Source organism: Arthrobacter humicola (assembly GCF_039531445.1).
GTDB lineage: Bacteria > Actinomycetota > Actinomycetes > Actinomycetales > Micrococcaceae > Arthrobacter > Arthrobacter humicola.
Genome location: NZ_BAAAQB010000006.1, coordinates 1 through 19,933 on the forward strand (window position 1 = coordinate 1; position 19,933 = coordinate 19,933).

A 19,933-nucleotide genomic window follows, 5' to 3' on the forward strand; every position below is an offset into this window, starting at 1 on the left:
CGATCAGGAAGGTGGCTTCCTTGTCTTCCCAGCATTCGAAGATGTTGGGGCAGCCGGCCTCTTCACACACCGTGTGGAGGCCTTCCTTCTTGACGAGGTTCTTGAGCTGGACGAACTCGGGGCCCATCTGGACCTTGGCCTTGATCCATTCCGGCTTACGCTCCACCGGTGTGGCCGCATTGCGCTGCTCAATGCGCAGCAATTTCCGGCCATCTGGAGAGGTGGGAGGGGACGACTGAATGGCCATGAAGGAACTCCATAATTCAGGTGGCATTTTGGGTGCCACGATGATTCGGGTTCCTCCCCGCTCTGTATTGGACCTGAGAGTTTCCGCAGACCCTGCTGTTACAGGGTGCCGCTTGCACCGTCGGTGAGTCCGGTGACCGGACTGCTTTCCAGAGTTGCCTCGCCGCGGCGGTACGTGGGCCTGAGAGATTCCTGGGGAGGATTTGCTCCTACGGCGCCTGCTGAACGTACCGGCAGGACTCTCCCGCCGCAGATCAAAAGCATGTATGACTTGTCGTGATACTGATCACACGGTAGCCCTTGACTGGACCGCACGCAAAAATTACGTCACGCGAGTCACATATTTCCTCGCCCGGCCAGCGTCCCGCGCACCATTGTGGCTGGCGGTGAAGCGCCCAATGGTGCAGCATGACCGCCAAAGGGCGGCTAGGGCTGCGGCTGCGGTCGGGGTTCGGCGCGCCGGGCGAAGGCCGGGGCATGCTCGGGCCGCGGACCAAAGGCAATAAACCGGGGAATGATGGTGCGGACCGCTGGAACGCGCCGGGCCACGAACAGCGCCGCGGCTGGAACTTTTGTCCGCTTCCCGGACATGATCGGGCCGAAGATTGCCCGCTGCATCACCCTCTGGGCAGTCTGCACAATGACGGTGGGCAACCGCCGCCGTCGTTCGACTTTCTTGAGGTCTGCCGTGGTCACATGGCCCCGGAGCAGTGCGGGGGCAAGGGACTCGGCGGCGGCCGCGGCGTCCTGGATCGCGAGGTTGATTCCGACGCCGCCGGCCGGGGACATGGCATGCGCGGCGTCGCCGATGCACAGCATGCCGTTGATGTACCACCGGTGCAGCCGGTTCAGGCGCACGTCCAGCCAGTGGAGGTCATCGAGGGAACGGATGGCGTCAACGCGGTCGGCGAGGTCCGGGCGCAGCGCCGCGACCCGGCGTCGGAATCCCTCGACGCCTTCCGCGCGGATCCGGGCGTCGGTGCCTTTCGCGGCGAGGTAGCCCATTTGGTAGTAGTCATTGCGGAACAAGGCCAACAGCGCCTCGCCGGGTCCGAATGCCGGCACGAGCCCGGCCACCTCGCCTGCTTCGGAAGGGTTCCGGGGCAGCCGGAACCACCAGGTGTCGAAAGGCACCGGAAACTCCTTCGGCGCGAGGCCGGCCTCGGTGCGGAGCACGGAATGGCGTCCGTCCGTCGCGACGACCAGGTCCGCCAGGAGTTCGCCTTGAGTACCGTCCGGGGTCCGGAAGCGGATTCCGCGGACGCGGCCCCCGTTGCGGACCAGCCCGGTGGCGGTGTGGCTCATCAGCAGGGTGAACCCCGGTTCCTCGGCCGCGGCGGCGCCGAGGAAATTCAGGAAGTCCCATTGCGGCATCATGGCGATGTAGTTGTACGGCGGCGGCAGGGCATCAAAATCACCCATGGTCACGGGCGGCCCGCCGGGAACCGGAAAAGCAACATTCTTCAGGCGACTCTGCGGCAGCCGGCGGAATTCCTGGCCGAGGCCGAGTTCGTCAATCAGCCGGATGGTGGAGGGGTGCACCGTGTCGCCGCGGAAATCCCGCAGGAAGTCCGCATGCTTCTCCAACACCGTGACCCGCACCCCGGCCCGGGCCAGGAGCAGGCCCAGCATCATCCCCGCAGGTCCGCCGCCCACCACCGCGCATCCGGTCTTCTCCATGGCCCCCACGCTACGCCTGCGACGGGCGCCGCGGGAGTGGTTTTCGCGTCGGTTTTTCGTGTGCGCTACGGCTTCAGACTGGCGCTACGGGGATCCGCGTAGCGCCGGTCCGAAACCGCAGCGGCGGCCCGACTGGAGGGCTCAGAGCCGGGTCAACAACTACAACGTCATCTGGCGGGCTCAGCACTGGGTCTTGCAGAACTGCGACGACTAGCCGGCCGATAGCCAGCCTCCGCGCGTAGGAACTGCCCCCGGCATCTGTCACGGGCCCGGGGCTTTTCTTTACCCGCGAGGGCGGTCGGGGCCCATTCCGGCTCCAGGAATTGCTCGGGGGAGAACAGCAGTGGGCACAGCGCCTGGGGTTGTGATCAGGGTGATGATGACGGCATGGCTCATGGCGCCGCCGGTGTGGTGCCCAAGCGCGCCTCCTCGGCGGCGTGGGTGTGTTACGGGTGCGGGAAAACTGCGGAAACATTGCGTGTAGACTCACGGCACCGCACATGGGGTGCGGAGCAGCATTCTTTGGGGGGAACGTGGCTGAGAAACTCACACATTTGGATGACCGACACGATCGGGTCGTTGAGCACTACGAAATGCCGGCGCTTATCGAGCGGATCCAGAATGTGTTGGATGTCAACGGCGTCCTGACCGTTGCGGACTACCGCAGAGAACTTGCGGCAGCCCGCAACGATGCGCAGGAGCACTCGGCCAGCTACGACGCCTAGGACACGTAGGCGAACGGGATATTGCCGACTCCCTGCGGACTGGTGCCATTCAGTCGGCAGGGAGCCTGCTCTAAAACCTCTAGAATCCCAGGGAAAAATGGCTCAGAGCCGGGTGTCGAAGGAGTCGCAGAAGACGTTCTCGTTGAACGTGCCTTGGAACTCCGATTTGCCCTCGATCTTCTCGATGGCAGCCCGGATGGCCTCCGGCGTGCCCGCGTGGGCGTGGATGGCCGTCTTCACCATCGGCACGTCAATGAGGTGGTTGGGCTGATTGAGCGAGACGAACACCGTGGGCACCTCGGTGGCGTACCAGGGGATCTCGGCCGCCATGGGCGTTGACCACTTGATCCGGATGGCCGCCTCCTGGGCGAAGCCTTTCACGTTGGCGAAGACGAACGCGGCGTCGTACTTCTGCGCGTAATCCCCCGTGGCTTCCTCGGAGATGACGGACATGAAGTTCACCCCGGTCTCGCCGGCAATCTGGCGCTGCTCGGCTGTCTTGAAGACATGGACTTCAAAGCCGGCTTTTTCGAGCTCGTCGCGGACCACGTCCAGATAGGCCAGCGGGTCGGCACGGGTGAAGTCCGCGCCGCCCGAGATGCCGTAGAGGCGGATGCGTTTGTGCGTCCGGGGCGTGATGGGCAGGTTGCTGGCCGTGTCCTTTACCAGGGTGACGGTCTTGTCGGCGATCTCCGCGGCAATCGCCCGGTGGGCCTCGCTCCCGATCAGCTGCAGCGCTTCGACCGGCGGGACGAGGGATTCCCGCGCGGCCTTGTGCAGGCCGAGCGAGGCCTTCAGTCCCAGAATCCGGCGCAGAGCGTCCTGCAGCCGTGCTTCCGTGATGACCCCGGACTTGTACCCCTCGAGCATGTACCCGAAGTCCTCGGCCGGGTTCCGGAAGAACAGGAACATGTCGCACCCGGCGGCAATGGTGGCAGGGACGAGCTCGCTGCGCTTCATGGCCTGGGTGAGGCCGATCATCTGGGACGCGTCGGTCAGGACGAGCCCGTTGAAGCCGAGCTCGCCGCGGAGCAGGTCCTGCAGGAGCTCGGGCGCCAGGGTCGCGGGCAGGATGTCCTCCGCCGCCAGCCCGGGGCGGAAATGCCGTGACAAGTCCGGCGCACCGATGTGGCCGACCATGATCGACTGCACCCCGTGCCCGATCATCTCCCGGTACACGTGCCCGTAGGTCCGGTTCCACTCCTCGTAGCCGAAGGTGTTGTAGGAGGTGACCACGTGCTGATCCCGTTCGTCCAGACCATCACCCGGGAAGTGCTTCATGGCGCACACGGTGGGCGATTCGCTGATGCCGTCGAAGTATTCCTTGGCCCGTTCCACCACGATCTCCGGGGTGTTGCCGAAGGCACGGGTGGAGATGACGGTGTTCCGCCAGTTGTAGTGGATGTCCACGATCGGCGCGAAGGCCCAGTTGCAGCCCAGCGCCGCGGTCTCCACACCGGCCACGCGCCCCATCTGGCGGGCGATGTCCTTGTCCGGGTGCGAGCCCGCCTGCAGGTGCGTCGAGACGAACGTCCCGTCGTCGCAGCTTCCGGCTCCCCCCATTTCCGGGTTGGAGGCCACCAGCAGCGGGATGCGGGTCTTGGATTGCGCGTAGCGGATGTGTTCCTGCACGGCGGCGGCGGGGCCGGGCCGGTAGCGCATGCCGCCCACGTGATACTGCTCCAGGACACCGTCGAGGTATTCCTGGGAGTAGTCGTTGTTGTGGTTGATGAACAGCTGCCCGATCTTTTCCTCGAGCGACATCGAGTCGATGGTCGAGCCCACCCATGCAACGGCGGCGTCGTCGAGGTTGAACGGAGCGGCCTTCAGGTCCACAAGGAACCGGGTGGCATCGACCTGCCGGCCGCCAAGGCCCGCTACAGCTTCGTCAACGATCTGCTTCACTGGCGTGGCGATGTCCACTACAACACTCTTTTCGTCGGCCTGGAGTTCTTCGAGGGTTTCCAACTGCGATTCCAGCAGTGAGAGCGGCATGAAGTGCCCCGGACGCGCGGCCATGCGGCTGCTGAGCAGTTCCCGGCTCCCGTGCAGGTGCACGAACACCACGGAGGGATCGCCGCTGCGGATGATGTCCCGGTAGGCGCGCTTGAGCGCGCTGCACGCGATGATCAGGCCAGCGTCCGACGCCGCGAAGCGCCTGCCGATTTCGGCCAGCCACGGTGCCCGGTCGTCGTCGTTCAACGGAGTGCCCGAAGCCATCTTGTCGATGTTCGACTGCGGGTGCAGTGAGTCGCCGTCGAGGAATTCCGCGCCGAGGCGCTCGGCGATGGCCGCGCCCACGGTGCTCTTGCCGCAACTCGTCACACCCATCACCACAATGTGGCGGAGGGCGGAACCGGCGGGGTTCAGCTCACCAGTCATGAACGGTGCCGTCGACGAGGCGGTTGTAGGGCAGGTAGGCCTGCTGGTACGGGAAGGCCGCCGCGGCTTCCTCGTTGAATTCGACGCCGATGCCGGGCTTGTCGCCCGGGTGCAGGTAGCCGTCCACGAACGTCATGGACTGCTCGAAGACCTCGTTGGTCTTGTCCGAGTGCTGCATGTATTCCTGGATGCCGTAATTGTGGATGGCCAGCCCGACGTGCAGCTGCGCGGCGAACCCGACCGGGGAGATGTCAGTGGGGCCGTGGAAGCCGGACTTGATCTGGTACTGCGCGGCGAAGTCCATGACCTTCTTCAGCGGCGAAATCCCGCCGAAGTGCGTGGACGCGGCCCGGACGTAGTCGATCAGCTGTTCCTTGATGATCGTCTGGTAGTCATACACGGTGTTGAAGATTTCACCGATGGCCAGCGGGGTGGTGGTGTGCTGGCGGACCAGGCGCAGGGCCTCCTGGTTTTCGGCCGGGGTGCAGTCCTCGAGCCAGAAGAGGTCGTAGGGTTCCAGCGCCTTGCCGAGCTTGGCGGCCTGGATCGGGGTCATCCGGTGGTGCCCGTCGTGCAGCAGCGGGATTTCCGGGCCGAACTCGTTGCGCACGGCCTCGAACACGGTGGGCAGGTGGCGCAGGTAGGCGCGGGTGTCCCAGTCCTCTTCCTGCGGGAACGCCCCACGGCCGGCGGGCTCGTAGTCGTACCGCTCCCCCGAGGCCTGTGCCTGCGCGGCGACCCCGTAAACGGCCTTGATGCCGGGGATGGCGGTCTGGATCCGGATGGACTTGTACCCGAGCTCCAGGTGCTCGCGGACGGAATCGAACAGGGAGGGAATGTCCGCGCCGGAGGCGTGGCCGTAGGCGCGCAGCCCGTTCCGGGACGCGCCGCCGAGGAGCTGGTAGACCGGCATCCCGGCCAGCTTGCCCTTGATGTCCCACAGGGCCATGTCGACGGCGGCGATCGCGGCCATCGTGACCGGGCCGCGGCGCCAGTAGGAGCTCCGGTACAGGAACTGCCAGGTGTCCTCGATCCGGTGCGGGTCCTTGCCGATCAGCAGCTGCGCGACGTGCTCCTTCAGGTAGGCGGCCACGGCGAGCTCGCGGCCGTTGAGCGTCGCGTCGCCGATGCCGGTCACGCCGTCCTCCGTGGTGATCCGCAAGGTCACGAAGTTCCGGGAGGGGCTGGTCACGAAGACTTCAGCGGCAATGATTTTCACAGCAGGTCCTTATCTGGGTGGTGGGGTGGCTTAGTTGCTGGGTGCCAGCGGTGCGGCATCGGCGGGAACGGTGACGTCGGCGTCGTTCCGGGAGGTTCCGACGGCGCTGCCGGCACCGGCGGTGCGGCGGGCCTGGATTTCGGTGAGGATCCGGGCGTGCATGGTGTCGGTGAGCGTGTACTTGGCCATCACGAGCACGGCCAGGATGGTCATGATGGCAGGCAGTGCGCCGGCGGCCAGCTGGATGCCGAAGACGGCGTCGGGGGTCTGGACAGCGCCGGATTTGTATCCGCCCAGGGCCAGGGCATAGGCCGCGAGCGCTCCCCCGACGGCCTGGCCGGTCTTGCGGGTGAAGGAGAACAAGGCGTAGGTGATGCCCTCGGTCCGGACGCCGGTCCTCCATTCGCCGTATTCGACGGTGTCGGCTTCGAGGGCCCACACCACGATGTTGACCGCGAGGACGCCCACGAGGCTGATGACCAGGCCGCTGAAACCGATCCAGACCTGGCTTGCCGGGGTGAAGAAGACGATGGCGCCCCCAATGACCGTGACCAGCGACGAGAAGATGTAGACGCGCTTCTTGCCGAGGTTCCGCACCAGCTTGGGCATGAAGCCGGCCAGCACGAAGGTGAGGACGAGTTGGATGATGGAGAGCGCGGGGTACAGGTCCAGCCGTCCCAGGACATCACGGAGGTAGTAGAGCTGGACCGAGGTGAGGGCCAGGTATCCGGTCAGGAAGAAGAAGGAGCTCAGGCACAGCATCAGCAGCGGCCGGTTGCCCCTGAGCGTGTCCATGCTCTGTTTGAACGTGACGTTGGGGACGGCGCGGTGGACGCGTTCCTTGGTGGTCAGGACGGTGAACAAGTACAGGGCTGCACCGATGACGACGAAGATCAGGGTGATGGTGGTGAACGTGGCCTGCAGGTTGGCGCCCGGCTTGATCAAAGGGGCCACAAAGATGCCCAGGGCGGAGCCGACCAGCATCCCGCCGATCATCCGGGCCGAGCCCAGCTTGGCGCGCTCGGCCGGTTCCTGGGTCATGGCGCCGGCCAGCGAGCCGTAGGGGATGTTGACCAGGCTGTAGGCCAGGCCCAGGGCCGCGTATGTGACGTAGGCGTAGAGCAGGGTGCCGGATTCGCCGAGCGCCGGGATGGAGAAGGTCGCCACGCTCAGCAGCAGCAGCGGGATGGAGCCGAACATGATGAACGGGCGGAACTTGCCGAACCGCTTGCTGTAGGTCCGGTCCACCACGCGGCCGGCGAAGACGTCGGCGAAGGCATCGAAGATCCGCACTACCAGCAGCAGGGTGCCGGCGGCCGCGGCCGAAATCCCGGCCACGTCCGTGTAGTACACCAGCAGGAACATGGTGGCAGTGGTGAATGCGAGGTTGTTGGCAGCATCGCCGGCGCCATAGCCGATGATGCTGAGCTTGCTCAGCTTTTTCATAATTGGGCTCCTTTACCCGTTGCCGGACTCAGACCCTGGTCCGGGTCCGGCGAAAAAATGTGCGGTCAGGCCTACGCCTCGGAAGTGGTGTTCTTGGTGCCGGCCAGAGCCGTCCACCGTTTGCGCAGGGCATAGGCGGCGGGCTTGGGCCGCCTGTCCCGGGTGAAGACGCCCTTCTTGTTGCCGTCCACGCGCATGATGCCGTTGGAGGTCTGGAAGTCCGCGAAGTTCCAGACCTGCTCGCCCACCATGGCGTCCACGCGGTCGAAGACCCGGTGGTACATGGCCAGGAACGCGGCCTGGTATTCCTCGCTCCAGGGCTGTTCATAGATCGAGTGGAAACCGGGCATGGTGTCCGGTCCGTACTCGGTCATGATCATGGGCTTGCCGTACTTGGCGTCCCACTCGCGCAGTTCCTTCTCGAGGGACTGCTCGGCTGTTTCGAGGTCGCCGTTGTTGACGTACCAGCCGTAGTAGCGGTTGAGCAGGACGACGTCGAACAGGTCCCCGAGCAGTTCCTTGTCCGGGGTGTCGAACATGACGTTGACGTAGCCGACCGGCCGGGTGGGGTCCAGCCGGCGGGTCAGTTCCGCGAGGGGCGCGAAGTATTCGCGGGCGCCCTCTTCCGAGCCGTTGGGTTCGTTGGCGATCGACCAGATGACCACGGACGGGTGGTTCTTGTCGCGGGCGACGAGCTCGGAAATCGCCTGCCGGTGGTTGGCGGCGGTGTTGGCGTCCACACCGCCCTCGACGTAGGTCTTCTTGGCAATGCCGCCGAAGACGGCGCCGAAGCCCAGGTGCAGCCCGACGGCGGCGGTTTCGTCGATCACCACGATCCCGTGCCGGTCCGCGAACTCCATGACTTCCTCGGCGTAGGGGTAGTGCGAGGTCCGGAAGGAGTTGGCACCCACCCAGTCCAGGAGCTGGAAGTCGTTGACCATCTGGGCGTTGCTGTGGCCCTTGCCGATGGCCACGTGGTCCTCGTGCATGCCGAAGCCGGTGAAGTAGAAGGGCTCGCCGTTGATGAGGAATTCCTTGCCGTGGACTTCCACGGTGCGGACCCCGACGGGCAGGGTGTAGCTGTCCAGCAGCCGGCCGCCGTCGCGGATCTCGGCGGTGAGGCTGTAGAGGTAGGCGGCACCGGGCTTCCAGAGCACGACGTCGGCGATCGTCAGGGTGCCGCGGACGCCGTCGGCGTGGGTAACCTCTGCGCCGTCGGCGTCCCGGAGGGAAACGGTGACCGTTTCACTGCCGGTTCCGCCGGCGGTGGCGATGGAGTACTCGACGCTGCCGGCCGATGCCTCGAAGCCGGTGACCACGGTGATGTCATCGACGGTCACCGAGGGGGTGCTGAACAGCCAGACGCTGCGGTGCAGTCCGGCGTAGTTGTAGAAGTCGTGGAGGTAGCTCTGCTGGCGGCGGCCGTCCTCCGTGACGGTGATGGTGCCCGGCGGAATCGTGGCCTGGGTGAGCTCGTTGTTGACGGAGATGGTGAGGCGGAAGACCTGCCCGGGCGTCACGTGCTCGGTGATGTCCGCGCTGAACGGCATGTAGCCGCCGGTGTGCTGGGCCACCAGGGTCTCATCAACCCACACCATGCCCTCGTGCGTTGCGGAGTCGAGGCGGACGTGGATGCGCTCCCCGGCCCAGCCGCGCGGCACGCGCACGTCCCGCTGGTACCAGACGTAGCCGACGTGGTCCCTGATGGCTTTATCCGGGAAGACGTCGTTGTAGCTGGCCGGGACACCCATTTCCAGGTCCGAGTCCAGCGGCGCCCGGAACCATTCGTCCCGGTGGCCGGAGCGGTCAAAGTCCACCTTGAAGCGGTACAGGCCGTCGAGATTGACGATCTCGCGGGTTTCACTGGCCTGGGGCTTGAGCATCGTGGGGAGTCCTTACGCGTCGTTGCGGGGCGGGCCTTCCGGTGCGGCCGGCGGCGCCGGTTGCCACCCGGTGGCCTCTTCGTCTGGATGTAATCCTAGTCACTTGGCAATCTTTTGGCAAGCGGTTGCCATAAATTTCTGCTAGACCCGGTCTGCCCCGCGTCCGGCATAGCACTGCCCGGGAACCGGCAAGGGCCGGCGCCCGGGCAGCAGTGCCTGCCGAAGGTCCCCTTACTCCGGGACAGCCGGCCCGGAGAAGGTTCCCCGGAGGTTCTCGACGAGCTCGGCGACGGGACCGCCGGCGGGTGCCGCAGTGTCCACGAGGCCCGGGGACAGCAGGGCGAGCAGGGCGCGGGTGCTCTCCGCGCCGCCAAGCGCGTTGGCCGCGGCTACCTCCGCCGCGAGCGGGTCCTGGAACCGGGCCGCCGAGGCGCTGAAATCCATCCAGGCGGCGATCATGCGGGCAGCCGCTGCGCCGGAACGGCCCCGGGCACGCTCGGCCAGCAGCACGGGAACCGCGCGCATGCGCAGCTTGGTGCTTCCGTCCATCGCGATCTGGGCCAGGTGGTGAGCAATCCGGCCGTTGCCGAAGCGCTCCAGCAACGCGGCGCGGTACGCGGGAATCTGCAGGTCGGGGCCGTGCAGGTTGGCTTCGGCCTCGTCCCAGAACCGTTCCACGGCGTGCCGGCAGAGCTCGTCCTGCAGGGCCTCGGCCACGGTGGCGTGGCCGCGCAACTGCCCGGCGTAGGCCAGCAGCGAGTGCGCGCCGTTGAGGAGCCAGAGCTTGCGGTTTTCATACGGCTCGATGTCGTCCACGAACACGGCCCCGGCGTCCTGCCAGCGCGGGCGCCCGGCGGGGAAGTCGCCGCTGAGGACCCAGTTGCGGAACGGCTCGGCCACCACGGGCGAGGTGTCCCGGTAGCCGCAGGCGGTCTCGACGGCGGCGATGTCAGCCTCCGTGGTCCGCGGCGTGATCCGGTCCACCGAGGTGCTGACAAAGCTGATGTTGGCCTCGATCCAGGCGGCGAGCCCGGCGTCCCAGGCGGCAGCCAGGCCGGTGACGGCCCGGCGGGCGACGGTGCCATTGCTGGCAAGGTTGTCGCAGCAGACCACGGCCAGGGGTCCGGCCCCGGCGGCGCGGCGGCCGGCGAGGGCGAAGACCAGCCGGCCCAGCGGCGTCGCGGGGCTGCCGGTCCCCCGCGCGAGCACGGCAAGGTCCGTCTCGACGTCGGGGGCCCGGAGGTCCAGCCGGCCGTCGGTGCCAAGCCGGTAGGCGGCCTCGGTGATGGTCAGGGTGATGATGGCGGTGGCGGGTGCGGCCACGAGTTCGGCGAGCCGGCCGACGTCGGCCCCGTCCACGGCAGCAACAATGCTGCCGATCACCTCGAAGGAATCCCCCGCGTCGCCGCGCTCCACGAGCGTGAACAGGCCGTCCTGCTCCGCCAGTGCCAGGGCCGCGTCCGGGCGCCGGCCGGTGAAGGAGGCGATCCCCCATTCCGGGGCGTCGCCGGCCCGGTGGGTGTACCACGCCTGGTGTGAGCGGTGGAAGGCGCCGAGGCCCAGGTGGACGATCCGCACCGGGGCCTTGGCCGCGGGACGAAGGCTGCGGTTCAGCCGCGGCAGGTCTGCCGCCGGGTCCCCGGTAACCGCCGCGGCCGCGGCCGCGGCCGCCGGATCTGCCAATCCTGCCTGGCCAGCGGCTCCGGCATTTTCTGTCATGGTCATAGCTTGAAAACCCTTCGCGGGGAGCCGTCGACGAGGTCGACGATGATGTCGTGGGCGCGGTCCTCGCTGATCCGGTGTTCCGCCACGAGGCGGGCCAGGAAGGAGGCCTCGATCCGGCGGGAAGCATTGTGCCGGGCGGGGATGGAGCAGAAGGCGCGGGTGTCGTCGATGAACCCCGAGGACCGGGAGAACCCTGCGGTTTCGGTCACGGCGGACCGGAACCGCAGCATCGCATCCGGTGCGTCCAGGAACCACCACGGGGCGCCGAGGTACACCGAGGGGTAGAAGCCTGCCAGGGGTGCGAGTTCGCGCGAGTAGACCGTCTCGTCCATGGTGAAGAGCACCAGGTGGAAGTCCTTGCTGTTGCCGAAGTCCTGCAGCACGGGCCGGATGGACTCGGTGTAGTCGATTGCAAAGGGGATGTCGTGCCCGGTGTCCGCACCGAACTTGCTGAAGGTCTCCGTGTGGTGGTTGCGGAAGGACCCCGGGTGGATGGTCATGACCAGGCCGTCCTCCACCGACATCCGGGCCATCTGGTACATCATGTGAGCTTCGAAGTCTTCGCGCTCGGCGGCACTGGCTTCGCCGGAACGGGCCCGCTCGAAGAGCCGTTCCGCTTCTGCGGCGTCCAGCTTGAGGGTGCGCGGGGTGCGCACGCCGTGGTCGGCCGACACAGCGCCATGCTCCACAAAGTAACGACGCCGGTTCTCGAGGGCGGTGAGGTAGCCGGCAAAGCCGCTGCCGCCGTCGCCCGCTGCCGCGATGAGGCGTTCAACGTTGCCGCCCCAGGCGGGGTTGGCCGGATTCAGATAGGCGTCGGGCCGGAAAGTCGGGAGCACGCGGCCGTGGAAGGTGGCATCCCCGGCCAGGGCCTTGTGGGCCGCCAGGTCATCCAAGGGATCGTCCGTGGTGGCCAGGACCTCGATGTTGAAGTCCTTGAACAGCTGGCGGGGGCGGAAATCCGCCTCCTGGAGCCGGGCGGAGATGGCGTCGTAGGAGGCATCTGCGGTGGCGGCGCTGATCTCCTGGGCCAGGCCAAAGACGCTGTGGAACTGGTCGCGCAGCCAGTAACCCGAGGCGGTGCCCTCGAAGAGCGGCCATGCCTCGCAGAACGCACGCCACACGCTGCGCGATTCCGGTGCCGCGGCGGACGGGTCCGCCTGGGCGCCGGCCTGCGCGCGCAGCTGTTCGAGCGGCACACCGCTGGCGTGGATCAGGCGGGTGACGTAGTGGTCCGGGCTGACCAGCAACGCCGCCGGATCGGGGAAGGGCGTGTTCTGCTCGAGCACGGCGGCATCGACGTGTCCGTGCGGGGAGATGATCGGAAGGTCCTGGACCCGGCCCAGGAGATCGCGGGCGATGCTTCGCGTTCCGGGATCCGCGGGCAGGAGCCGGTCTGGGTGGGCAGAAATCGACTGTGACATAGCTCAATGGTTGTCCCGCACTTGGCGTTTGTCAACCGGTTGCCAAAAATTGCCAAACGATTCCCTGGGGCGTTTTCCGCGCCTAGTACGGATCCCCGCGGCGGAAACGGACGTCCGCTGCCAGGATCCCGGCCGCGGATTTCAAAAAGTGGAGCGGAATGCAGAAAGGGCAGCGGATTGCGAGGCGGCGGCGCCTACTTGGCCGGGATCAGCCTGCCGCTGGAACCCCGCAGCACGAGCTCGGTTTCCACCCGCAGCGTGTCGGGGGTTTCCGCGCCGGTGCCGGCGAGGTGGTCCAGGAGGATCGTTGCCGCGCCGGACCCGCATTCGCCCAGCGGGGAGCGCACGGTGGTCAGGGGCGGGGTGGTGAAATCCGCCCCGAAGATATCGTCAAAGCCCACGATGCTGATCTGGTCCGGGACCATGAGTCCGGCGGCCTGGAGTTCCCGCATCAGGCCGATGGCCAGGAGGTCGTTGTACGTCAGCACGGCCGTCGCGCCGCTGGCCAGGACCTCGCGCGCGGCCTGCCGGCCGCCGTCGACCGTCGGCTTGCTGGATTCGAGCCGCACGGCTTCCAATCTGGACCATTCACAGGCGGAGCGGACTCCGTCCCAGCGCTGCGCGGACATCCAGGACTGGGACGGCCCGGCCACGTAGGCGACCTTTTTGTGCCCGTTCGCGGCCAGGCTACGGACGGCCTCGCTGATCCCCTTGTTGACGTCCGGGACGACGCACGGCACACCGTCGACCTCGCGGTTGATGACCACCACGGGCTTGTCGCGGGCGAGGGCGCGGATGTCGTCGTCGTCCATGCGCGGGCTGGCGAGGATGAGCCCGTCCACGGTGGCCATCATCCGCCGGGCCGTTGTCAGCTCGGTGACGGCGGACTCGGCCGAATCCGCGAGGACCAGGGTGTAGTCGCGGGCGGTAGCAGTGGCGCCGGCGCCGCGGATGATGTCGAAGAACGTGGGGTTCGTGATGTCGGCGACGATCAGGCCGAAGGTGCTGGTCCGTCCCGTGGGCAAGGCACGCGCGAACGGGTTCACGTGGTAGTTGAGCTCGGCCGCGGCGTCCTCGATGAGTTTCTGCGTCTTGGCGCTGACCCGCCCCGGCTTGCTGAGGGCCCGTGACACCGTGGACGGGTTGACTCCGGCGACCCTGGCGATGTCGTAGATGGTGGCGCTGGATTTCCCGTCCCGGGCGTGCTTCTTGACCGGTGCTGGTGTTGCGGCAACGTCGGGCTTCGCGGGTTCAGTCACCGCCCCATCCTACCGATGAAACCGGGCCCAAGTAGCTCGCAGCAGGGGCCGTTTTGAGCCCGCATAACGGCCCCTGCTGCGAGTCAGTTGGGCTGGGTGCACTAGGCGCGCTCGGGGAACTTCCCTTCCCCGGCGATCCGCTTGTTGAGCTCGGTGAGGAACTCGTCCTCGTCGAAGTCCAGGCCCACTTCGCGGCCCGTCCAGCTGGAGAGGTGGATGGCGTTGGCCAGCCGGACACCCTTGATGCCGTCCGAGCCCGGCGCCAGCAACGGGGTGCCGTCCAGGATGTTGGCGGCGAAGTTTTCCAGGACACCCGCGTGCTGGGCGCCCCAGACGGACTCGAACTCGATGACCTCGGTGCTGTAGTACGCCTCAGGGTTCAGCTCGCCCATGAAGAGCTTCCGGACGTCATCCATGTCCATGCCGTCACTGAGTTCCCGCTCCGGCTTGTGCAGGCGGGTCACGGTGGCCGTTTTGGAGTTTTCGACCACGATCTTGCCCTGGTCGCCCAGGATTTCGAAGCGGTCGGTGCCCACGAGGTCGTGTGTCGCCGTGACGAAGACGCCGGTGGCGCCGTTGCCGTAGTCCACCACTGCGGTCACCTCGTCCTCGACGGCGATGTCACGGCGGAAGCCGTAGGCAACCTTGGAGTAGACAGACTTCGGCACGCCACAGATCCACTGCCACAGATCCAACTGGTGCGGCGCCTGGTTGACCAGCACGCCGCCGCCTTCGCCGCCCCAGGTTGCCCGCCATTCGCTTGAGTTGTAGTAGCCCTGCGGCCGCCACCAGTTGGTGATGATCCAGTTGGTTCGGCGGATCGCGCCGATTTCGCCGTTGTCGACGATTTCCTTGAGCTTCTGGTACAGCGGGTTATTGCGCTGGTTGAACATGATCGCGAAGGACAGTTCCGGCTTGCCGGCGGCAAACTCGTTGAGCTCCTTGACCTGCTTGGTGTAGACGCCGGCGGGCTTCTCCACGAGGGCATGGATGCCGCGCTTGAGCGTCTCGATGCCCATCTCCGGGTGCAGGAAGTGCGGCACGCAGGTGACGACGGCGTCGACGTCGCCGCTGTCCAGCATGGCGATGTAGTCCTCGTAGAACGGAACGTCCGGGTATGTTGCCGAAGCACGTTCCTTCTTCGCCGGATCAATGTCGCAGATGGCGCCGATCACCATGTTCGGGACCAGTCCGTCCGCGATGAACTTCGCGTACATGCCGCCCTGCTGGCCCAGGCCGATGATGCCGAGGCGTACTTTCTTACCCATGTGGGGGTTCTCCCTAATCTAGAAAAGGTTCGAGTGGCCCATGGCCACGAGGTTGTCGTGGGAGGTCTGCAGCGCGTCCCACACCGTGCGCCCATAGAGTTCGTCCTGCTCCACGAGCAGGTAACGGGCGCCGGCGGCCTGCGCGGCCGGGATGATGGCGGGGAAATCCAGGTTGCCCTCGCCCACTTCGGCGAACTGGACCACGTCCTTGAAATCGGCCATGAAGCCCTTGAAGTCCCCCGTTTCCAGGAAGCCAAAGGCGCGCTCGGACAGCTGGCCGATCCGGTAATCCTTCAGGTGCACCATGGCCGTGCGCCCGGCGTACTTTTCCAAGGTGCGGACCGGGTCCAGGCCGCCGCGCTGGACCCAGTGGACATCGATTTCCAGGCCCATGGCCGGTGAGTTGGCGGCGATGATGTCCAGCATGTAGGTGCCGTCAAACTTCGCGAACTCGATGTGGTGGTTGTGGTAATACAGGCCGATCCCGTGCCCGGCCAGTCGCTCAGCGTATTCGTTGGCCTGCTTGGCGAAGTCCACCACGGCGCCGATCGACTTCATGGCCGGGAACGGCAGCATGCCGATCCGCAGGAGCTTGGCGTCAAGACGCTGTGCGTCCTCGACAATCTTGTCGAAGTGGTCCTTCAGGGAATCGGCGGCCATGCCCTTGGGGGTTTCCATGGCCACCGAGAGGGCGGCCACGTCCATGCCGAGCTCGGTCTGCGCGCGGCCCAGTTCCGCCACGTTCTCCGGCGTCATGGGGATCTGGGAGACCTCGACGGCGTTGTAGCCGATTGCGTTGACCTTCCGGAGCGTCTCGAACGCCCCGAGTTCGGCAAAGCTGTCCTTCAGCATCATCGCCTGCACGCCAATTCTGGCTGTTGTTGTCACGCCTGTTCCTCCATTGCCTGCCGGATCCTCGAAGAGAATCCGGCCGTTGTGTTCGTTTGCCGTTGTGTCCGTTTGCTGTGGTCTTTGCCTGAAGCGGCCCCTCAGGCGGGGACGCCCGCTTGTTCGTGCTGCATCCGCTGCGCTTCGAGCAGGCGGTGCCGGTCCGCGCGGCGCTGTTCCTGGCGGTCCGGGTCCGGGACCGGGGACGCGAGCAGCAGCCGCTGGGTGTAGGGGTGGTCGGGGTCGGTGGTGACGACGCCGGCCGGGCCTTGTTCGACGATCTCGCCGTGGTACATCACGGCGACGCGGTGGCTGATGTGCCGGACGACGTCGAGGTCGTGCGAGACGAAGAGGTAGGACACGCCGGTGTCCTTCTGGATCTGCAGGAACAGGTCCAGCACCCGGGCCTGGGTGGAGAGGTCCAGCGCGCTGACGGGCTCATCGCAGACAATCAGCTTCGGCGAGAGTGCAAGGGCCCGGGCGATCGCCACGCGCTGGCGCTGCCCGCCGCTGAATTCGCGCGGCAGCCGGTTGATGGCATCGGAGGGCAGGCCCACCTGGTCCAGGAGTTCCTTCACGCGCTTCTTGGCCTGCGCGGCTTCCATACCCTGCACGCCCAGTGGTTCGGCGAGGATGTCGCCGATTTCCAGTGCGGGGTTCAGCGAGGTGTACGGATCCTGGAAGACCACCTGTAGCTCCCGGCTCAGGACCCGCCGGTCCTTGCGGGTGGCGTGGCTGATGTCCTTGCCTTCGAAGCTGATCTTCCCGGCGGTCACCGGGGCCAGCCCCAGGATGGCGCGGCCCAGGGTGGTCTTGCCGGACCCGGACTCTCCCACCAGTCCCAGGGTTTCGCCCCGGCCGATGGAGATGTTGATGTCCGTCAGGGCGCGGAAGGGCTTGGCCCGGAACTTCTTGCTCGGGTACTCCACCACGAGCTGCTCTACGGTGAGCAGCGGCGTGTTCTCCACGGTGCTCATGCGACGGGCTCCTTCTGCAGGGTGGAAACGAGCGTGGACATGGGTTCCTTGCCTTCGAGCATCGACGCCAAAAGCGTTTGTGTATAGGGTTCCTGCGGATTGCGGAGGATGTCGCGGACGGATCCTTCCTCCACGAGCCGGCCGTTCTGCATGACGGCCACGCGGTCGCAGAGGTCCGCCACCACACCGAAGTTGTGGGTCACCAGGATGACGCCGATGTTCAGGCGCTGCTGGAGTTCGCGCAGCAGGTCCAGGACGTCCGCCTGCACCGTGACATCCAGGGCCGTGGTGGGCTCATCGGCGATCACGAGGTCCGGTTCGCAGCTGATGGCTCCGGCGATCAGCACGCGCTGGGCCATGCCCCCCGAGACTTCGTGCGGGTAGGCGTTGAAGGTCCGGTCAGAGTTGGCGATGCCGACGTCCGTGAGCAGTTTCAGGGCCCGTTTCCTGGCCTCGGCCTTGGAGATCCCGAGGACGCGCACCATGGGCGTCACCAGCTGGTAGCCAATGGTGAAGGCAGGGTCCAGGTTGCTCATGGGCTCCTGTGGAATGTAGGAAATCCGTTTACCGCGCAGCTTGGACAGCCGCTCCTGGCTGACCCGTTCATCGCCCGGGGCAACGGTGTAGTTGCCGTCGAACTGGATGGAGCCCCCCACAATGCGGGCGTTGTCCGGCAGCAGCCCCAGGATGGAGAAGGCGGTCTGGGACTTGCCCGAGCCCGATTCGCCCACAATCCCCAGGATCTCGCCGCGGTCCACGTGGAAGGAGACGTCGTCAACGACTTTCTTGATGGAACCGTCTGCCTGGGGATACCCGACGCCGAGATTGGTCACCTTGACCAGGTGGTGCTCGGTTCCGGCGACGACGGTGGCCATCGGCTTCCGGGACGTCCGCACGGCGGCGGGTGCCGCCGTCGTGCCTTCCGGCGCGGCCTTCTTCTTGCGGTGGTTGATCTTCTCGCCGTCTTCCAGGGCGTCGCGGAGGGCGTTGCCGAGCAGAACCAGGCCGCCGATGGTCAGCGCCATGGCCAGTGCCGGCCAGAAGAGCAGGGTCGGGTTCAGGTAGACGTTCTTGAAGCCCTCGGAGAGCATGACGCCCCAGGTCGCCTTGGTGGGATCGCCAAGGCCCAAGAACTCCAGGCCGGACTGGATGGCGATGGCCACGCCGGCAATCGCCGCGGTCTGGATGATGATGGGGGCCCGAACCACGGAGAAGATGTGGCGGGCGATGATGCTGAGGTCCGACAGCCCGGAGACGCGTGCGGCGTCAACATAGAGCTCGTTGCGCACCGACTGCACGGCCGTGCGGGTCAGCCGGAAATAGGACGGGCTGATCAGGACGCCGAAGGCGATCATGGACATCCACACCGAGGGGCCGAAGGCAGCACGGATGGTCAGTAGGACGATGAGGCCGGGAAGGCTCATGAGGATGCCGACCACCCAGTTCGAGGCTGCCTCGAACTTCCCGGCGTAGTAGCCGGCGATCAGGCCGGCCGGCAGGCCGATGGCAATGGCCACGCCCGCGCAGAGCAGGGCGGAAAGCAGCGTCAGCTGCGCCCCAAACAGAAGCCGGCTCCAGACATCGCGCCCGGCGCTGTCCGTTCCGAGGATGTTCACGGAGTCCGGAGCGGCGAGGGTCTTGGCAATATTGGCGTAGTTCTGGTCAAAGGGCGCCAGGACCGGCGCCAGGAGGGCCAGGACCGCGATCACCGTCAGGATCGCGATGGCAGCGATCCCCAGCGGGTTCCTGAACAGGCGGCGAATGACGGTGGAGCGGACGACGGTGCCGCTCTGACCTGCGCCGGCCTGAACCGGCGGGGCGGCCGGGGCCGGGGCGGCGGCAGCCGCAGTTTCTAAAGAATCGCTCATGACACACGCACCTTCGGGTTGAGCCAGCCATTAAGAATGTCCACCAGCAGGTTCACCACGATGACGACGACCACCGTGTACATCACGACGCCCATCACCACCGGAAGATCCGACTGGCCGGTGGCGGCGACCGCCAGCGGGCCCATGCCGGGCAGGGCGAAGATCTGCTCAATGATCACGACGCCGCCCAACATGCCGATCAGCTGGAGGCTCAGCACGGTGAGTCCGGCGGGGGCGGCACTGCGCAGGACGTGCTTGAAGAGAATCTCGCGTTCGCTGATGCCCCGGCTGCGCAGGGTGCGGACGTAGTCCCGCTCGAGTTGTTTGATGACGGCGCTGCGGATCTGCTGCGCGCCTCCGGTGACGCCGTTGATCAGCAAGGCGATCACGGGAAGCGCCATGGAATAGACCCACGCGTCGGGTCCGGAGTCAGGCGAGATGGTGCTGGTGGCCGGGAAGAGGCCCAGCTGGATGGCCAGGAGGGTGACCAGGATGACGCCGATCACGAACCCCGGAACGGAGTCGCCGATGATGGCGCCAACCTGGACCACCCGGTCCACCCAGCCGCGCTTGACGGCAGCAAGGACGCCAATGAGGGCGGCGCAGATTGCGATCAGGATCATTGCGGCGAAGACCATGGTCATGGTCACCGGGATCCGGCTGGCCAGGGAGTTGGCCACCGGTTCCGAGCTGAACCAGGAGGCTCCGAGGTTTCCGCTCAAGGCATCGGTCACCCAGGCGAGGTAGCGGGCCACCAGGGGCTGGTCCAGTCCGAGCTCGTGTTCTTTCATCGCCACCTGCTCAGCGGTGGCCTGGTCGCCCAGGATGTTCCTGGCGATGCTCCCGCTGGAGATGTACAGCAGGAAGAAGGTGAGCGCCGAGACAACACCCAGCACCACCAGCCCGCTGCCCAGCCTTTTCGCAATGAACCTGATCATGGCGT

General features: G+C 66.5%; 14 protein-coding genes, 1 pseudogene and 1 riboswitch. Of the genes and pseudogenes, 1 reads left to right on the forward strand and 14 read right to left on the reverse strand.

Translation table 11 applies throughout. The features are described 5' to 3' along the window. Both ABD243_RS00965 and ABD243_RS00970 read right to left on the reverse strand, forming a co-directional pair. Positions 1-247 (reverse strand): annotated as a pseudogene (locus ABD243_RS00965) (lipoyl synthase); the annotation flags it as partial. A 158-nt stretch (positions 248-405) separates the two neighbouring features. Then, positions 406-503, reverse strand: a riboswitch (glycine riboswitch). Positions 504-672: 169 nt separating this feature from the next. Further along, complete coding sequence (locus tag ABD243_RS00970) at positions 673-1,926, reverse strand: FAD-dependent oxidoreductase (RefSeq protein WP_344361032.1); 1,254 nt, start codon at positions 1,924-1,926, stop codon at positions 673-675. A gap of 533 nt (positions 1,927-2,459) precedes the next feature. Between ABD243_RS00970 and ABD243_RS00975 the strand changes: the two genes are divergently transcribed. Then, positions 2,460-2,651, forward strand: a complete 192-nt coding sequence (locus ABD243_RS00975) for a hypothetical protein (protein WP_344361034.1) — start codon at positions 2,460-2,462, stop codon at positions 2,649-2,651. Positions 2,652-2,753: 102 nt separating this feature from the next. On the opposite strand, the gene ABD243_RS00980 is transcribed toward ABD243_RS00975, so the two are convergent. The 12 genes from ABD243_RS00980 to ABD243_RS01035 all read right to left on the reverse strand — a co-directional run bounded on the left by ABD243_RS00980 (position 2,754) and on the right by ABD243_RS01035 (position 19,928). Then, the gene (locus tag ABD243_RS00980) at positions 2,754-5,033 is read right to left on the reverse strand and encodes a gluconokinase, GntK/IdnK-type (RefSeq protein WP_344361036.1); all 2,280 of its coding nucleotides are present in this window, start codon (positions 5,031-5,033) and stop codon (positions 2,754-2,756) included. Further along, a complete protein-coding gene (gene manD, locus ABD243_RS00985; RefSeq protein WP_344361038.1) occupies positions 5,023-6,252 on the reverse strand; it encodes a D-mannonate dehydratase ManD in 1,230 nt (409 codons plus the stop codon). The genes ABD243_RS00980 and manD overlap by 11 nt, the downstream gene beginning before the upstream one ends. 30 nt (positions 6,253-6,282) lie before the next feature. Beyond that, the gene (uidB, locus tag ABD243_RS00990; protein ID WP_344361041.1) at positions 6,283-7,698 is read right to left on the reverse strand and encodes a glucuronide transporter; all 1,416 of its coding nucleotides are present in this window, start codon (positions 7,696-7,698) and stop codon (positions 6,283-6,285) included. 71 nt (positions 7,699-7,769) lie between these two features. After that, the gene (gene uidA, locus ABD243_RS00995; protein ID WP_344361043.1) at positions 7,770-9,581 is read right to left on the reverse strand and encodes a beta-glucuronidase; all 1,812 of its coding nucleotides are present in this window, start codon (positions 9,579-9,581) and stop codon (positions 7,770-7,772) included. A 231-nt stretch (positions 9,582-9,812) separates the two neighbouring features. After that, on the reverse strand, positions 9,813-11,306 hold the full coding sequence (locus ABD243_RS01000) for a mannitol dehydrogenase family protein (protein ID WP_344361045.1): 1,494 nt from the start codon (positions 11,304-11,306) through the stop codon (positions 9,813-9,815). Further along, entirely contained in the window at positions 11,303-12,730 is a 1,428-nt protein-coding gene (gene uxaC / locus ABD243_RS01005; RefSeq protein WP_344361048.1) for a glucuronate isomerase, read from the reverse strand. The genes ABD243_RS01000 and uxaC overlap by 4 nt, the downstream gene beginning before the upstream one ends. A 194-nt stretch (positions 12,731-12,924) precedes the next feature. Further along, positions 12,925-13,989 carry a LacI family DNA-binding transcriptional regulator gene (locus ABD243_RS01010; RefSeq protein ID WP_344361050.1) on the reverse strand — a complete coding sequence of 355 codons (1,065 nt, stop codon included), beginning with the start codon at positions 13,987-13,989 and terminating at the stop codon, positions 12,925-12,927. Between the two features lie 101 nt (positions 13,990-14,090). Further along, positions 14,091-15,257: a Gfo/Idh/MocA family protein gene (locus ABD243_RS01015; RefSeq protein ID WP_344361052.1), complete on the reverse strand. Its 1,167-nt coding sequence runs from the start codon at positions 15,255-15,257 to the stop codon at positions 14,091-14,093. A gap of 18 nt (positions 15,258-15,275) precedes the next feature. Then, positions 15,276-16,145 (reverse strand): sugar phosphate isomerase/epimerase family protein, encoded by an 870-nt coding sequence (locus tag ABD243_RS01020; RefSeq protein WP_344361054.1) that lies wholly within the window; start codon positions 16,143-16,145, stop codon positions 15,276-15,278. 101 nt (positions 16,146-16,246) lie between these two features. Continuing rightward, a complete protein-coding gene (locus ABD243_RS01025) occupies positions 16,247-17,122 on the reverse strand; it encodes an ATP-binding cassette domain-containing protein (RefSeq protein WP_344361057.1) in 876 nt (291 codons plus the stop codon). Then, positions 17,119-18,990: a dipeptide/oligopeptide/nickel ABC transporter permease/ATP-binding protein gene (locus ABD243_RS01030; RefSeq protein ID WP_344361059.1), complete on the reverse strand. Its 1,872-nt coding sequence runs from the start codon at positions 18,988-18,990 to the stop codon at positions 17,119-17,121. Before ABD243_RS01030 ends, ABD243_RS01025 begins: the two co-directional genes overlap by 4 nt. Next, a complete protein-coding gene (locus ABD243_RS01035; RefSeq protein ID WP_344361061.1) occupies positions 18,987-19,928 on the reverse strand; it encodes an ABC transporter permease in 942 nt (313 codons plus the stop codon). Before ABD243_RS01035 ends, ABD243_RS01030 begins: the two co-directional genes overlap by 4 nt. Between the last annotated feature and the right edge of the window lie 5 nt (positions 19,929-19,933).

What these genes read in the sequence shown, in the direction of transcription:
- ABD243_RS01025 (WP_344361057.1), bottom strand. Translation starts at nt 17,122, where the DNA reads ATGAGCACCGTGGAGAACACGCCGCTGCTCACCGTAGAGCAGCTCGTG.
- ABD243_RS01035 (WP_344361061.1), bottom strand. Translation starts at nt 19,928, where the DNA reads ATGATCAGGTTCATTGCGAAAAGGCTGGGCAGCGGGCTGGTGGTGCTG.
- uidA (WP_344361043.1), bottom strand. Translation starts at nt 9,581, where the DNA reads ATGCTCAAGCCCCAGGCCAGTGAAACCCGCGAGATCGTCAATCTCGAC.
- uidB (WP_344361041.1), bottom strand. Translation starts at nt 7,698, where the DNA reads ATGAAAAAGCTGAGCAAGCTCAGCATCATCGGCTATGGCGCCGGCGAT.
- uxaC (WP_344361048.1), bottom strand. Translation starts at nt 12,730, where the DNA reads ATGTCACAGTCGATTTCTGCCCACCCAGACCGGCTCCTGCCCGCGGAT.
- ABD243_RS01015 (WP_344361052.1), bottom strand. Translation starts at nt 15,257, where the DNA reads ATGGGTAAGAAAGTACGCCTCGGCATCATCGGCCTGGGCCAGCAGGGC.
- ABD243_RS01030 (WP_344361059.1), bottom strand. Translation starts at nt 18,990, where the DNA reads ATGAGCGATTCTTTAGAAACTGCGGCTGCCGCCGCCCCGGCCCCGGCC.
- ABD243_RS00980 (WP_344361036.1), bottom strand. Translation starts at nt 5,033, where the DNA reads ATGACTGGTGAGCTGAACCCCGCCGGTTCCGCCCTCCGCCACATTGTG.
- ABD243_RS00970 (WP_344361032.1), bottom strand. Translation starts at nt 1,926, where the DNA reads ATGGAGAAGACCGGATGCGCGGTGGTGGGCGGCGGACCTGCGGGGATG.
- ABD243_RS01000 (WP_344361045.1), bottom strand. Translation starts at nt 11,306, where the DNA reads ATGACCATGACAGAAAATGCCGGAGCCGCTGGCCAGGCAGGATTGGCA.